Source organism: Pelosinus sp. UFO1 (genome assembly GCF_000725345.1).
Taxonomy (GTDB): domain Bacteria; phylum Bacillota; class Negativicutes; order DSM-13327; family DSM-13327; genus Pelosinus.
This window is the reverse complement of sequence record NZ_CP008852.1, coordinates 2,856,078-2,870,945: the sequence shown is the minus strand read 5'-3', so window position 1 is coordinate 2,870,945 and position 14,868 is coordinate 2,856,078. Positions and strand designations below refer to the sequence as shown.

15 protein-coding genes and 1 riboswitch are annotated in these 14,868 nt (G+C 39.6%); of the genes, 14 read left to right on the top strand and 1 reads right to left on the bottom strand.

The genetic code is table 11. From position 1 onward, the window contains the following. The first annotated feature begins 56 nt into the window (after positions 1–56). The 14 genes from UFO1_RS13660 (at position 57) to UFO1_RS13595 (ending at position 13,593) form a co-directional block, all read left to right on the top strand. Complete coding sequence (locus UFO1_RS13660) at positions 57–593, top strand: peroxiredoxin (protein ID WP_038671634.1); 537 nt, start codon at positions 57–59, stop codon at positions 591–593. 190 nt (positions 594–783) lie between these two features. Next, positions 784–919, top strand: a riboswitch (cyclic di-AMP (ydaO/yuaA leader). 144 nt (positions 920–1,063) lie between these two features. Continuing rightward, positions 1,064–1,831: a 4-hydroxy-tetrahydrodipicolinate reductase gene (locus tag UFO1_RS13655; RefSeq protein WP_084159833.1), complete on the top strand. Its 768-nt coding sequence runs from the start codon at positions 1,064–1,066 to the stop codon at positions 1,829–1,831. A 232-nt stretch (positions 1,832–2,063) separates the two neighbouring features. Beyond that, positions 2,064–2,960, top strand: coding sequence for a LysR family transcriptional regulator (locus UFO1_RS13650; RefSeq protein WP_236639194.1), 897 nt, complete (start codon positions 2,064–2,066; stop codon positions 2,958–2,960). A gap of 218 nt (positions 2,961–3,178) precedes the next feature. Next, complete coding sequence (gene pxpB / locus UFO1_RS13645; protein WP_038671629.1) at positions 3,179–3,919, top strand: 5-oxoprolinase subunit PxpB; 741 nt, start codon at positions 3,179–3,181, stop codon at positions 3,917–3,919. Between the two features lie 15 nt (positions 3,920–3,934). Continuing rightward, a complete protein-coding gene (locus tag UFO1_RS13640) occupies positions 3,935–4,885 on the top strand; it encodes a biotin-dependent carboxyltransferase family protein (RefSeq protein WP_038671627.1) in 951 nt (316 codons plus the stop codon). Between the two features lie 223 nt (positions 4,886–5,108). Beyond that, positions 5,109–5,873: a 5-oxoprolinase subunit PxpA gene (gene pxpA, locus UFO1_RS13635; protein WP_038671624.1), complete on the top strand. Its 765-nt coding sequence runs from the start codon at positions 5,109–5,111 to the stop codon at positions 5,871–5,873. A gap of 46 nt (positions 5,874–5,919) precedes the next feature. Beyond that, positions 5,920–6,675: a 5-oxoprolinase subunit PxpB gene (pxpB, locus tag UFO1_RS13630; RefSeq protein WP_038671621.1), complete on the top strand. Its 756-nt coding sequence runs from the start codon at positions 5,920–5,922 to the stop codon at positions 6,673–6,675. Then, the gene (locus UFO1_RS13625; protein WP_038671618.1) at positions 6,672–7,673 is read left to right on the top strand and encodes a biotin-dependent carboxyltransferase family protein; all 1,002 of its coding nucleotides are present in this window, start codon (positions 6,672–6,674) and stop codon (positions 7,671–7,673) included. The genes pxpB (UFO1_RS13630) and UFO1_RS13625 overlap by 4 nt, the downstream gene beginning before the upstream one ends. Positions 7,674–7,691: 18 nt before the next feature. Further along, the gene (gene accB / locus UFO1_RS13620) at positions 7,692–8,156 is read left to right on the top strand and encodes an acetyl-CoA carboxylase biotin carboxyl carrier protein (protein WP_038671616.1); all 465 of its coding nucleotides are present in this window, start codon (positions 7,692–7,694) and stop codon (positions 8,154–8,156) included. 127 nt (positions 8,157–8,283) lie between these two features. Next, positions 8,284–8,994 carry a DUF969 domain-containing protein gene (locus UFO1_RS13615; RefSeq protein ID WP_038671614.1) on the top strand — a complete coding sequence of 237 codons (711 nt, stop codon included), beginning with the start codon at positions 8,284–8,286 and terminating at the stop codon, positions 8,992–8,994. Further along, complete coding sequence (locus tag UFO1_RS13610; protein ID WP_038671611.1) at positions 8,991–9,944, top strand: DUF979 domain-containing protein; 954 nt, start codon at positions 8,991–8,993, stop codon at positions 9,942–9,944. The genes UFO1_RS13615 and UFO1_RS13610 overlap by 4 nt, the downstream gene beginning before the upstream one ends. Positions 9,945–9,995: 51 nt before the next feature. After that, on the top strand, positions 9,996–11,390 hold the full coding sequence (gene accC / locus UFO1_RS13605; RefSeq protein ID WP_051788936.1) for an acetyl-CoA carboxylase biotin carboxylase subunit: 1,395 nt from the start codon (positions 9,996–9,998) through the stop codon (positions 11,388–11,390). Positions 11,391–11,479: 89 nt separating this feature from the next. Then, the gene (locus UFO1_RS26130; protein ID WP_038671610.1) at positions 11,480–12,328 is read left to right on the top strand and encodes a methyl-accepting chemotaxis protein; all 849 of its coding nucleotides are present in this window, start codon (positions 11,480–11,482) and stop codon (positions 12,326–12,328) included. Positions 12,329–12,609: 281 nt separating this feature from the next. Then, positions 12,610–13,593, top strand: a complete 984-nt coding sequence (locus UFO1_RS13595; protein WP_038671607.1) for a Gfo/Idh/MocA family protein — start codon at positions 12,610–12,612, stop codon at positions 13,591–13,593. Positions 13,594–13,635: 42 nt separating this feature from the next. Here the strand turns inward: UFO1_RS13595 and UFO1_RS24100 are convergent, their stop codons facing one another. Beyond that, on the bottom strand, positions 13,636–14,868 hold the full coding sequence (locus UFO1_RS24100; RefSeq protein WP_051788935.1) for an ATP-binding protein: 1,233 nt from the start codon (positions 14,866–14,868) through the stop codon (positions 13,636–13,638).

Sequence of the window (14,868 nt, the reverse complement as noted above, 5' to 3'; positions counted from 1 at the left end):
ATTGATAATATTATGTAAATAATAATTGTTATTAACTACATAAGAGGAGTGATTATATGTCAGCCAAAGTTGGTCAAAAAGCCCCTGATTTTAGCATGTCTACTACGGCGGATATTAAGACGTTGGAACATGTTGTAAAGCTTGAAGATTATCAAGGAAAATGGCTCATTCTTTTCTTTTATCCTTTGGATTTTACATTCGTTTGTCCAACGGAAATCAAAGGATTTAACTCTAGGTTAGATGAATTTAATAAAATTGGTGCGGAAATACTTGGTATAAGTACTGACAGTGTATATTCACATCGTGCTTGGATAAGAGCTTCAAAAGAAGAAGGCGGATTAGGTGAATTGAATTATCCGCTAGCTTCTGATATCACAAAGCAGGTATCTAGAGATTATGGCGTTTTAATTGAAGAGAAAGGTGTTTCTCTTCGCGGGTTATTTATAATTGATCCAGAAGGTATAATTCGTTATCAAATCGTTAGTGATTTAAATGTTGGACGTAGTGTGGATGAAATATTACGGGTATTAAAGGCTTTTCAAACTGGTGGATTATGTCCTATTGATTGGCAGCCTGGCCAAAAGACGCTTTAACGAAATAAAAATCAGCAGCAAAACAACAGTTTGTTTTGCTGCTGATTTTTTAATTGATTATCCTAAGAATAGCGCAATTAATCAGTCTAGATACTGATAAGTCCCTGGATTTAATATCCATCTCAAAACAGATTGAAAGATAGTAAGAAAAACTGTATGATATAGAAAGGGAATTTAAAATTCTATAGTTATAAGGTAATCGCCGAGTTTCATTCATTGGAAGCGGGGGACCCATTTTTGGGGTGAATCCTGTGCAAGCAGGTAGGGCGAATTTCTTTCTGCCCGAATCCGTCAGCTAACCTCGTAGGCGTTGAAAGAGAAGGATTTAGTTGTCCTGCCATAAAGAAATGGACCAGTTAATGGTCTTTTTTGATATTCCTTCTCAAAAACTGGTTTTGTAAAAAGTGCTATTTCATGCAGGATGAAGGTAGCAGTGGACTAACAACTTACAGTTATAAGGAGGAGTTTCTTTGGAGAAAATCAAGATTGGTGTTTTTGGCTTTGGGAAAACAGGTAAAGTTATCAGTAATGAATTCCTCAACGACAGTTTATTTACGCTGGCGTGGGTAGTGCGTAGAAGTAACGAGGATCATCAGAAATATGCAAGTCGCCTATTAGGATATGAGTTTGATGCAGGGGAGATTTTTTCTATTGAGGACATTGATGATGATTTCTTTTTAGAAAATCCAGTAGATGCGCTTGTAGATTTTTCTGATTCTACAGGGATTCATTTATATAGTAAAGCAGCGGAAGTGGGAATTCCGATTATTTCTGCTATCTCAAAATATGAACCGGAGGAAATGGATCTGCTAAAATCCTTTTCAGAGACTACTTCGGTACTTTATTCTCCCAATATTACTTTGGGGATTAACGTATTACTGGTAGCAGCCCAAATTTTGCAGAAAATAGCTCCTCATGCAGATATTGAAATTGTAGAGGAACATTTTAAAGGTAAAAAAGAAGTGTCGGGAACAGCACAAAAAATTGCGAATGCTCTTAACCTCAATGTGGAAGAGCACCTAAATTCAATTCGCGTTGGCGGAATTGTTGGGCGCCACGAAATCATCTTCGGGATGCCAAATCAAACTATTCGATTATCTCATGAAAGCATCAGCAGGGCAGCGTTTGGTCAAGGGGCTATTTTTGCAGTAAAATTTCTCATTGGCCAACCTCCAGGAATGTATAGCATGGAAAACATAATTGCCGAGATGTTCAGACAGAATATCCCTGTATATTAGCTCGAATATGGGTTTTAATAATAGGAATATTGTTGCCACTGTATATGGTAATTGTGAGTAAAATATTATATTATGTAAAAAACAGATGGAGTCTGCAAAACGGATTCCATCTGTCTCTTTTTGAAGGAAAGGTTCTAACTAGTAAGATAGCTTTATCAAATATGGGATAGATGAAAAGTAAATGATACTGTACTTATCGCTAAAAATAGTATTGAAAGAGACATAGGAGGTAGTGATTTATTTGGAAATTCGACAACTAAGAACCTTTATGAGCATTGTAAAATTGGGTAACTTCTCACAAGCGGCTCAGTTTTTGGCTTATACTCAATCTACAGTGACAACTCATATTCAACTGTTAGAAAAAGAATTAAATACCGTTCTTTTTGAAAGATTTGGACATCAGCTTATGCTAACAACAGATGGTGAAAGGTTATATGATTATGCGGAGAAAATCACTAAACTGGCTGAGGATGCAAAAAATGAATTAGATAATTCTGAGGTACCGCGGGGACCTATTATTATTGGAATGCCAGAATCTTTGTGCGTTTACTCTTTAACAGATTTATTAAAAGAATATACCTCACTTTACCCCAATGTAGAACTCAAGATAAAGTTTGGCATAGGTAGCGATTTTCGTAATTTATTACGAAAAAATATGATGGATTTGGCTTTCTTCCTCGATCCCAAGATGAAAGAGATAGATCTAGTCAATAAATTTTTGTGGTCAGAATCTATTGTGATGGTTGCTTCACCAAGTCATACTCTTACCAAATCGATAGAGTTAGGAGTTCAAGACTTACAGGAACAAAAGCTGATTTTTATTGATTCAGGCACAAGCTACCAAACGATGTTGAAAGATGAGTTAGCAAAAGCCAATGTTCGTCCTAAGACTATTTTAGAAATTTGCCAAATTCAGACCATTAAGCAATTCGTTATAAGCAACTTAGGGATAAGCTTTTTGCCTCTATCTGCTGTCAAAGAAGAAGTTGAAGCAGGTACGTTAATAGTTTTGCCATGGCGGGGGACTGAGTTTCAGGTTAATGCTTACTTGGCCTATCATAAAGATAAATGGCTTTCTCATGCAATCCAAGCCTTTATAAAATTAATTCACGACCGTTTATTAGCCTAGTATTTCTTGTGATATACTTAGAATATAAAATAGAATTTTAATATGTTTGAAATTGGAATTCTAGTATGTACCGTTGTTTTTACTAGTACAATATGTTAAAGTGTTTATAAATAGAGAATGAATAGCGATGGGGCTATAAATGTGTGATGCATTTATGGCGCCTTTTTTTTGTTAAAAAATGTTGATGATAAGGGAAAAAGAATTGAGGTGAGAATGAAATGAAAGAATACGCAAGTGAATTTAAAATGCTGGTTGCTGGCGAACATGGATTAGTAATTGAATTTGGGACTGTTATTTCTCCTGCAATTAATGTACTTGTACAACAAATGAGTAGATTACTTCAGATTAAAAAAATTAAAGGTATTATAGAAATTGTGCCTACGTATCGATCGGTAACAGTTTATTTTGATCCACTAATCATTACTCGCCAAGATTTATCCCAATTTATCATAGAGCTTTTCAGTGAGATTAGGCAGCAAGACGTAGAATCTCTGTCTCCTAAAATTGTTCATGTACCCGTTTGTTATGGTGGTGTTCTAGGCCCTGATATAGAATTAGTGGCAAGGTATACTGGATTATCCGCTCAGAAAATGATAACCATTCATACTTCAAAGCCATATTTAGTCTATATGCTGGGTTTTATTCCCGGTTTTCCCTACTTAGGGGGCTTGCCTAGCCAACTTGCGGTACCACGGCAGGTTAAACCGCGCACTAAAATTCCGGCAGGATCGGTAGGGATAGGTGGCAGCCAAACAGGATTTTATCCAATAGAAAGTTCTGGAGAGTGGTGGTTGATTGGACGTACTCCTATAAAGGCTTTTAATCCAAAAAGTTCTAACCCATTTTTATTTTCGCCGGGTGACTATTTGCACTTTGTAGAGATATCGATCGATGAATATTTTACCATCCGTAGAGAAGTAGAAGCTGACAAATATGTACCTAGAGTGAGTTATATGTAATGGAAGGTGAATTTTGTGATTACGACGACGCAGCAAGGGTATTTTACAACCATTCAGGATGAAGGTCGCTGGGGGTATCAGGCATATGGCATGCCTATTTCGGGAGCAATGGATAGGTATGCTTATCAGGTTGCCAATTTAATGGTTGGTAACCATAGAAATGCTGCTGTCCTAGAAATGACTGGCTGTGGAGCAGCGTTTAAATTTGATGAGGAACAATTCGTAGCTGTTTGCGGGGCAGATATGCAAGGAGTTTTAAATGGTAAGCCCATAAATAGCTGGTCATCTTTTATTGTTCCGAAAAAGGGTGAACTTAGATTTGATACTGCTATCAGCGGATATCGAACCTACCTAGCTATTCGTGGTGGATTTGAAGTTCCACTGGTGTTAGAGAGCCGATCGACTTGCTCTTGGGCGAAAGTAGGGGGATATGAAGGAAGATCCTTACGTCAAGGGGATGTTTTATATGTCGGCCATGATAGTGATTTTGATACAAAATCAAGGAGCTTAGAGCCTAAATATTTTCCTTCGTATGCTGATGAAATCAAACTACGAGTGATTCTTGGTCCTCAAGATACTATGTTTACCCAAGAGGCGCTAGTTACTTTTTTTGAAAATTTCTATATTGTAACAAATCAATCAGATCGGACTGGTTATCGACTCCAAGGTGCTAGACTTAAACATATTGATAAGGCTGAGATAATATCTGATGCTGCATGTCTCGGGTCGATTCAAATACCTTCCCATGGTATGCCTTTTATTATGACAGCGGATCACCAGACAACTCGTGGTTTTCCTAAATTAGGATCAGTAATTCAGAAGGATCTATCAAAGTTGGCTCAGGCAAGAGCAGGGGATCGCATTCGCTTTGTTTTGAGTACGGAAAAAGAGGCAATCGACGCCTTACGCATGGAAAGGCAAGATTATATAGATATCCTGGACCTATGCAAGAAGAGTGAGGGTTAATCTGATGCTGAAATCTCAGGAATAGGGGACTTCAATAAAATTGAAGTCCCCTATTGTTTTTTTCAAATTTACATCGAGGCTTTTCAGTGATATGATGAGTCACAAGTAATCTAGGTTGAATTAAATAATATTTATCATGAAGCAAAGGCGCTTCAAACAAAGATAATTTTTTGTTTGAAGCGCCTTTTTCTATTATTTTTTCAGCCATATAGGGAGGATGCATATGTTTCGAGTGGATTTAAACTGTGATTTAGGAGAAAGTTTTGGTGCTTACCAGTTGGGAGTTGATGAGAATATATTACCTTTCCTCACATCGGCAAATATTGCATGTGGCTTTCATGCAGGAGATCCCGGTGTTATGCACAAAACGGTCAAGCTTGCTCTTGAAAATGGTGTAGCCATTGGAGCTCATCCAGGACTGCCTGATTTAATTGGGTTCGGCAGAAGAAGTATAGAGATCTCTTCTCAAGAAGCCTATGACATGGTTGTATATCAGATTGGTGCTCTTGCTGGTTTTATAAAAGCCGAGGGAGGGACAATGCAGCATGTAAAGCCCCATGGCGCTCTCTATAATATGGCGGCTAAGCGGCAAGATCTTGCTGAGGCTATCGCAGAGGCCATATATAAGGTAGATCCAGAGCTTATTTTATTTGGTCTTTCTGGCAGTGAATTGGTTTTCGCCGGTGAGAAAATTGGCCTCAAAACGGCCCATGAAGTATTTGCGGATCGAACCTATCAGATGGATGGCTCACTAACGCCGCGCAAGGAACCGAATGCTTTGATTACTGATCAGAAACAAGCTGTCTCGCAGGTCGTTCGTATGGTAAAAGAAGGTGCGGTTCTATCTCAACAGGGGAAGGATATTTTCATAAAGGCAGATACGATCTGTATCCATGGTGATGGTGCTCATGCCTTGGAATTTGCCTGTCAGATTCGAGAGTTACTGGGGAAGTCGAACATAGCTGTGCAGGCGGTAGGCATTAAGTAGGGTAAGCTAAAAAAGATTTATGGAGTTAAGATAGCGAGGTGGGAGTTTGAATTCCGTAATTACGAATGTTGGGCTGGAACCTAAGATTCTTCCTTTTGGAGAATCTGCCATTTTAATCGAATTTGGCCCAGGGATTCATCCTGAAATACACCATAGAGTTAAAGTGTTGACAGAATATCTGGATACCTATCCCTTACTAGGAATGATTGAATATGTATCTGCATTTTCCAGCGTTACGATATTTTATAATCCACTGGAAATTAAAAAAATGCATGGGGAAAGGATAGAAGGACAAGTGCCGCTCTCCTTTAATATCCTTGCTCCTTTGTTAAGAGAAATTATTGCAAAATTGGGTGAAGGAGTGGATTATACTCCAAGGACGGTGGAACTCCCCGTGTGTTATGGTGAAGAATTCGGCCCTGATTTAGAATATGTAGCAGAATATAACCATCTTACCGTGGATGAGGTAATCCGAATTCATGCAAGTGGTCAGTATCTTGTTTATATGATTGGTTTTGCGCCTGGTTTTCCTTATTTAGGTGGAATGTCAGAAGCCATTACTACTCCCCGGCGTCAATCGCCCCGCATGTCCATTCCGGCAGGTTCTGTAGGGATTGCTGGTATGCAGACTGGGGTTTACCCTATTGCAACACCTGGCGGCTGGCAGTTAATCGGTAATACGCCCCTAAAACTATTTCAGCCCCATAACAATCCGCCCAGTCTCTTGCAGTCCGGTGATCACATCCGATTTTATCCTATTTCCCGTAAGGAATATGAAGCGTATAAGGGAGGAAGATCATGAGCATAAAAGTGATGACACCAGGTCTTCTAACCAGCATACAGGATTTGGGGAGATCTGGGTATCAAAAATATGGCGTCATTGTCAGTGGCGGTATGGATTCTTACTCCTTGCGTCTTGCTAATATGTTAGTTGGCAATGAGGAGGGCGAAGCAGTTCTAGAAATAACATTAGTGGGGCCGACCCTGCTCCTAGAAGAAGATATTCTGTTGGCTATAACAGGAGGAGATTTGTCACCCACTATTAATGGCCAGCCAATTCCCATGGGGAGACCGATTTTGGTTAAGCAGGGAAGTGTTTTGAAATTTGGTGTATGTCAATCAGGGTGCCGTGCTTATTTAGCTGTTCGAGGCGGCTATAACATTCCAGAGGTGATGGGCAGTAAGAGTACCTATATAAGGGCTGGTATTGGCGGTTATCAAGGCAGGGCTTTGCTAGCGGGTGATGTTCTTTTAATAAAAGAGCCGCAAACAGATCTGCCATTGTTGGTGTCATTAAGCAAAAAACTAGGGAGTCACTCCTTTGCCTTTACGTCCTGGTATGTAGGAAAATTCTATACGTCTCAGAAATCCCAAGAGTATATCATTCGGGTTATGCCGAGCAGTCAATTTGAATTCTTTACCTCAGACAGCCGCGAACACTTTTTCCAGCAGGCGTTTAAGATTACCACTCAATCGGATAGAATGGGTTACCGGTTAGCAGGACCTCGCTTACAGCTGGCGGAACCGCTAGAAATGGTTTCTGAAGCTGTTGCACTTGGAACCATTCAGGTACCGCCCGATGGAAATCCAATTGTATTATTAGCGGATCGGCAAACGGTAGGGGGATATCCGAAAATTGCTCAGGTAGCAGCGGTGGATAATGCTTACCTTGCTCAGGTAAAACCAGGCGAAACCATTCGATTCCAAGAAATTTCTTTGGCTGAGGCTGAAGGATTATACGTGGCAAGGGAAAAGGAAATGGAGCAGCTTAAAATCGCAATTCAATATCATTTATTATAGAACAAAGGAGTGAATGTCATGCTTACATTTGATGAAATAAAAGAGATTATCAACAGAGTAGAACAGTCTTCTATACAACATTTTGAATTGGAGCAGAAGAAAAGTAAGCTTGTAATTTCAAAAGTAGCAGTTCAAAAAATGCCGGTTGATTCGCCGCAGGAACCGCAATTCACCGCACCTAAAGCGCTAGAGAGAACGCAAAATCTTACAGAAGAGGTTACGGATTCTAAAACAGAAACCTTGCACACAATTGTGTCCCCCACAGTGGGAACCTTTTATGCGGCTCCAGAGCCAGGGGCAGATCCATTTGTGCAAGTAGGTACGCAAATCCAGGACAAGACCGTCGTCTGTGTATTGGAAGCCATGAAATTATTTAATGAGGTAGAAGCAGGTGTAAAGGGGCAAATCGTAGAGTTATTGGTCCGCAATGGGGATTTTATTGAATATGGGCAGCCCTTATTTCAGGTGAAAACGGAAGGATAAATAGAGGGCACTAAAGAGCGTAAACAGTGCAGGGTAAAATAGCGGGTTTAAGTAGTAAGATGCCTTCAATAGAGCTGCTTTAGTGCGTGAGATAGATAATAAATAAGTAAGTAAAGGGGCAAAGAACATGTTGACACTTCTTGGTATTGCAGTTGTTATAGTTGGTTTTGTATTACGATTCAATCCGTTGCTGGTGGTAGTGGTTGCTGGTATTGTAACGGGACTAGCGGGAAATCTGCCATTGGATAAGATTCTCACCATTTTCGGTGATGCGTTTATTAAAAATCGTTATCTTTCTATATTCATTCTTACTCTACCTGTTATTGGACTGTTGGAAAGAAATGGCCTGAAAGAACAGGCCCAAAAATTAATTGGAAACATAAAAGTTGCGACTACTGGTCGTGTACTCATCTTATATCTTTTTATTCGTGAATTGGCAGCAGCTATTGGCTTGACGGCTCTCGGAGGCCATGCTCAAATGGTACGTCCGCTAATTGCACCAATGGCAGAAGCGGCAGCCGAAAATAAGCATGGAAATTTACCGGAGGATACCCGCAATAAGATTAAAGCCTTTGCGGCATCTGCCGATAATATAGGAGTATTTTTTGGCGAAGATATTTTTATTGCCTTTGGTGCCATACTGCTGATGAAAGGCTTCTTTGAACAAAACGGAATTATAATGGAGCCTTTGCACATTGCCATGTGGGGCATTCCAACAGCAATTGCTGCCTTTGTTATTCATGGTGTGAGATTATTTCTGCTCGACCGTAAGATTGAGCGTGATGTGCAAAACGGTATTGCTACTCATGACAAAGTAAAGGGGGATGCAGCATTATGATTATTAGTCTTACTTATATTTACTATATTGCAGGTCTTTTTGTAGCATTGATTGCATTGCTGGCAATAAGAGATAATGGGAATTCTAAACGAATTTTAACAGGTATATTTTGGGCACTTTATGCTATTTCCTTTTTATTTGGTACCGTCATTGATCCTATGTATGTAGGCGGCATGGTCATTCTAATGGCGATTATTGCTGGTTTTGGCGGCGTAGGTATGGGTAAACATGTGGAAGCCACAGAACAGCAGCGTATGACTCAGTCCCAGAAACTAGGCAATTGGTTGTTCATGCCTGCACTGCTCATACCGATCATTACCGTATTTGGTACAGTAGGATTAAAAGATGTTAAGATAGCAGGCTTAGATTTATTTGATAAAGGCAATATTACCCTTGTCAGTTTAGGTGTTGCTTGTGTAATTGCCTTGCTGGCAACGATGCTGTTAACCAAGGAAAAAGGGATGCAGCCCATTAGAGAGTCACGACGTTTAATCGACGCCATTGGCTGGGCCGCTGTGCTGCCTCAGATGTTGGCAACCTTAGGAGCTTTATTTGCTGCTGCCGGCGTAGGGCAAGTTGTTTCAAATTTAGTAAGTGCAGCAATTCCAGTAGATAATCGCTTTTTGGTTGTTTTTGCCTATACCGTAGGTATGGCGTTATTCACGATGGTAATGGGAAATGCTTTTGCTGCTTTTCCGGTTATGACCGCTGGCGTTGGCTTGCCGCTTATTGTCAAACTGCATGGCGGAGATCCTGCTGTTTTATCGGCAATTGGTATGTTTTCAGGATATTGTGGAACCTTGATGACACCTATGGCTGCTAACTACAATATTGTACCAGCAGCATTGTTGGATTTACCGGATAAAAATGGTGTTATTAAAGCGCAAATTCCAACAGCGCTGATGTTGTTGACCGTGAATGTGTTTCTAATGTACTTTCTTGTATTCTAACAGATGTTTTAGCATTCACTTAAAAAGAGAACAGCTAAAGGGGAAGAAAAAATGTTTAAAAAAGTAATGATTGCCAATCGAGGCGAAATCGCGGTGAGAATTATCAGGGCTTGCCGTGAAATGGGAATTGCAACTGTTGCGGTCTATTCAGAAGCAGATAAGCAAGCATTACATGTAAAGTTGGCAGATGAGGCCTATTGTATTGGACCTGCTGCGTCGAAAGACAGCTATTTAAATATAAGCAGTTTGTTAAGTGTAGCGACGAATGCCCAGGCAGATGCCATTCATCCTGGATATGGATTTTTGGCAGAAAATGCAGAGTTTGCTGAGATTTGTGCCAGCTGTCATATTACATTCATTGGTCCGGATGCAGAGGCTATTCGCAAAATGGGTGCGAAAGCGATTGCCAGGGAAACCATGCAAGAGGCAGATGTACCCATTGTTCCTGGTACGGATGGAATTATTGAAGATGTGAAGACCGCTATCAAGGTAGCTAAAAACATTGGCTATCCTGTCATTGTGAAGGCAACGGCTGGCGGTGGCGGCAAAGGAATGCGAGTGGCGGAAAATGAGGAAGCATTAATCAAAGCTATTCGTCAGGCCCAGAAGGAAGCAGAGATTACTTTTGGCAATGCTGGCGTATATCTGGAAAAATATTTGGAAGAGCCTAGACATGTGGAAATACAGCTTATGGCTGATAAACATGGTAATGTGGTATATCTTGGTGAGCGGGATTGCTCCATTCAGCGCCGGCATCAGAAACTGGTGGAAGAAGCTCCTTCGCCTGCTCTTGATCAAACATTGCGAGAGCAAATGGGGAAGGCCGCCGTACTGGCAGCTAAGGCAGTGAATTATCACGGAGCAGGAACAGTAGAATTTCTATTAGATAAACATGGTAAGTTTTATTTTATGGAGATGAATACTCGCATTCAAGTAGAGCATGGGGTAACAGAAGCCATTACCGGTATTGATTTAATCCAAGAGCAGATTGCTGTAGCTGCAGGCAGACCTCTTTCCTTTAGCCAGGAAGAGGTAACAATCAATGGCTGGGCGATAGAATGCCGGATTAATGCTGAAAATCCAGCAAATCAGTTTATGCCATCACCTGGTCGGGTGGAAAAGTATCTGCCGCCGGGCGGATTTGGGGTACGAATTGATAGCGCTGTATACCCTGGCTATGAGATCTCCCATTTTTATGATTCCATGGTAACAAAAGTCATTGTCTGGGGGAAAAATCGCCAAGAGGCTATTCAAAGAATGAGGCGAGTGCTAAGGGAATTTGTTATCGAGGGAATTCATACGACTATTCCTTTTCATCAGATATTGCTCAATCATGAGATGTTTATCAAGGGCGATTTTAATACTGGTTTTTTGGAAAAATACAAGAAGGACTTTGAGCAGATCAATAATAATCCTTTGGAATCCAGAATGAAAAAGTTTATCTAAATAACCAAGGCGATCTAACCTACCTTTTCTATAAAGAGGAGTTGAGTGGCTTGGTCAGTAGGAAAATAGAAATAGTGAGGTGAAAGCTAGTGTCAAATCTTTCGGGACAGGAAATCGTGAGGATGTTCACAGAACTGGCGCCTTATATCAATGAAATATTTGTGGAAGATGTTGGTGTTTCGGTTATTAAGGAGGGCATGTATACAGCCTATGTACCAGGGAAGAGCTTTGATTTAGGTGTTAGACCGGGAGAACCGATGAAAGGACAAGTCTGCGAGCAATGTATCGGGTCAGGGAAGCGCATTGTCCGTATGATATCCCGAGAACAGTCAGCTTTTGATGTTCCCTATATTGCCTGTGCCTTTCCGATAAAAGAAGGTAATAAGGCAATGGGATGTGTGATAACAACCCAGGCCGTTATTAATCAGGAAAAGGTTCATACTATAGCTGGAACCTTGGCAGAATCATCTGATGATTTTACCGCTAGCATGGATACATTGGCTACAGGCGCGAATGAATTATCAGCCCTGTGTAATGATTTGGGCAATCTGAGTAAAGAATTAGCTGCTACAATTAAACAAACGGACGATATTGTGGACTTCATAAAAAATATATCAAATCAGACGAATCTTCTTGGACTTAATGCGGCAATTGAGGCAGCACGTGTAGGGGAAGCTGGCAGAGGTTTTGGTGTAGTTGCAGAAGAAATTCGTAAACTGGCAACAGTAAGTGCTGAATCAGTTAAAAACATTAATTCTTCCTTGAAGAAAACCCAGGATTCAATTGAGATTATGAATAAAAAGGTCGCCAATATAGATAACACAGTTCAAAGTCAAGAAAACTCTATTCAAAAGATGGCAAAAGCTAGCCAAGAGCTGGCTTCAATGGCTGGGGAGTTATCTAATGTTTCCGATAGTATGATAAATGGCACAAAATAGACATATTGCCAGAGATCGCATTCTCTTTATTAAAGTTGGAACTAGCCATTATTTAATATTTAACACCTACTTTGTTATCCAGTTGATGAGATCGTTATTGATCTATAATAAAGAAATCCTGCCATCAAACAGTGGCAGGATTTCTCTACTATAGGTAAAGGTAAGAAAGTTTATGATATGGTTCTAGGATTAGCTACTTGTTTTTATGATAGAATCAATATAACATGTTGATGTGAACTAGATTCATTTGTGTAAAATCAGTGAAAAGGTAGGCTAGTAATATGAAAAGAACAAACTGGGGTATTCTTTCAACAGGCACGATTGCCAAGAAATTTGCAACCACCATTTCTCAATTATCTGAATGTGGAAATATCATCGCAGTTGCATCGCGAAAAGAAGAAACTGCAAAACAGTTTGCAATAGAATATCAAATTCCAAAGGCATATACTAACTACAGAGAGTTAGCAGAAGATCCAGAAATTGATGTAATATATATTGCTACACCCCATTCTTTCCACTATGAAAACGCAAAACTCTGCCTGGAAAATGGTAAAAATGTATTGTGCGAGAAATCATTTACTACAAATGCTACACAAGCTAGAGAACTTATAGCACTTGCTAGAGAAAAGAATCTGTTCATTATGGAGGCTTTTTGGACAAAGTTTCTACCTGCTTACCAGGAGTTACATAGAATCATTAAGGACGGTGTAATCGGAGAGATAACTCACTTTCGAGCACAATATGGATTCGCACCAACAGGTGCAAGATATATAAGAAAATTTGACCCTCAGTTAGCTGGTGGAGCTCTTTTAGATATTGGAGTTTATGCTATAGGGGTTGCTGCTATGGTTTTGGGATATAATCCCAAAGAGGTACATTCTAAAGGGATTATTGGCGAATATGGAACAGATACGTTTAACAGTATTATGCTGGATTACGAAAATGGCGTAACAGCCCATTTGATAACGACAATTGGTTCGATAATTGATCCCCAGGCAGTTGTTTTCGGTACAAAAGGTCATATCTTATTACGTGAATTCTCTGCATTGCAAAGTTTCCAGGTAGTATTGGATAATGGTACTCAATACATAAAAGATTTTCCTTTTGTTATAAATGGTTTTGAATACCAAATCAATGAGGTGGAAAGATGTCTAAGAAATCATGCAGTAGAGAGTAGTGTTATGACACACAAAAACACTATAGATGTAATGAGTCTAATGGACAAAATTCGTTCCGATTGGGGTCTACGGTTTCCCTGCGAGTAATTCTAGAGAATTATCTTATGAGATAGTAAAAACTTTTCTTATCTAGACTATTTGTGGGAAAAAGATTGAAAAGGTTGTACCATCTTTGCTTGTTACGAAATCTATTTTGGCTTTGTGACGGTGAGCAATACTATAACAAACAGCAAGCCCCAATCCAGTACCCGTGTCTTTGGTAGTAAAAAAAGGCGTTCCCAGCTTTGTAATCAAGTTAGGATCAATTCCTTTCCCTTGATCAATGATGGACAGAACAACATAGTTGTCTAGAGTATAGGAACGAATTGATAAACAGCCGCCATATTGCATTGCTTCAAACCCATTTCTAGTAAGATTTAATATCAGCTGTTTTATTTCTTTTTCATCCAATAGCAGATTTGGTATACTTTTTAAATCAATATCTAGTTTCATTCCGTGGAGTAGGGCATCTGACTCAAGGAGTGGCTGAAAAGCTTCAATAATTTGATTTAGGCTGCAGAGAGTCATATTGATCGCTTTCTCATGGGATAGAGAAAGAAATTCCGCAATAATGCTATTGGCACGGCTTAACTCATCAAGCATTAAGTTAAATTGGGATGCAAAAGGGGCAAAAACTGTTTTTTGCGAAAGAAATTGCAAATACCCTTTAACTGTTGTTAGTGGGTTTCTTATTTCGTGTCCAATAGCAGCTGCCATCTGACCGACAAGACTTAACCGATCAAGGCGCGCTACTTCTAAATCAGTTTGTCTTTTCGTTTGGTCTGCATGGCTTTGGACATCTTTTTCCGCTAGTTTAACGATATTGACTGGAAACCTGTATAGAAGAATGCCTATACTGAGTCCTAAAAATGTAAAGAAAAATAGTAGAACCGTAATTGTTATAAGCAGAGGCTGGATATTTTGTTCAATTTCAATATATCCGTAAATTTCATTACCATATTTAACGGGTGTTTGAAAAGCATAGGTTAGACTAACCTTCTCATTTAGAACATGCTCGAATTTTAGGTTCAAATTTTTATCATATGATTTAATTGATTTAATTTCATGTTGATAGTTTGTTGCGTTAATAAACTCTATAAACTTAGTTATATTGTAATACCATAAATCAGGATCATCCATGGCACTTCTTCCTACCTTACGGGCAATATCTTCTGTATGGCGAACTGCAATTTCATTAAAATCCCGCCAAGCCATAATACCATAAGTAACAGGGGTCATTAAACTGATTGCCATGCCGATTATTGTAGCTAGAATAGCCATTTGGTGAGAAAAGTTTTGAGAAAATTGTAGGCGTGTTGACAT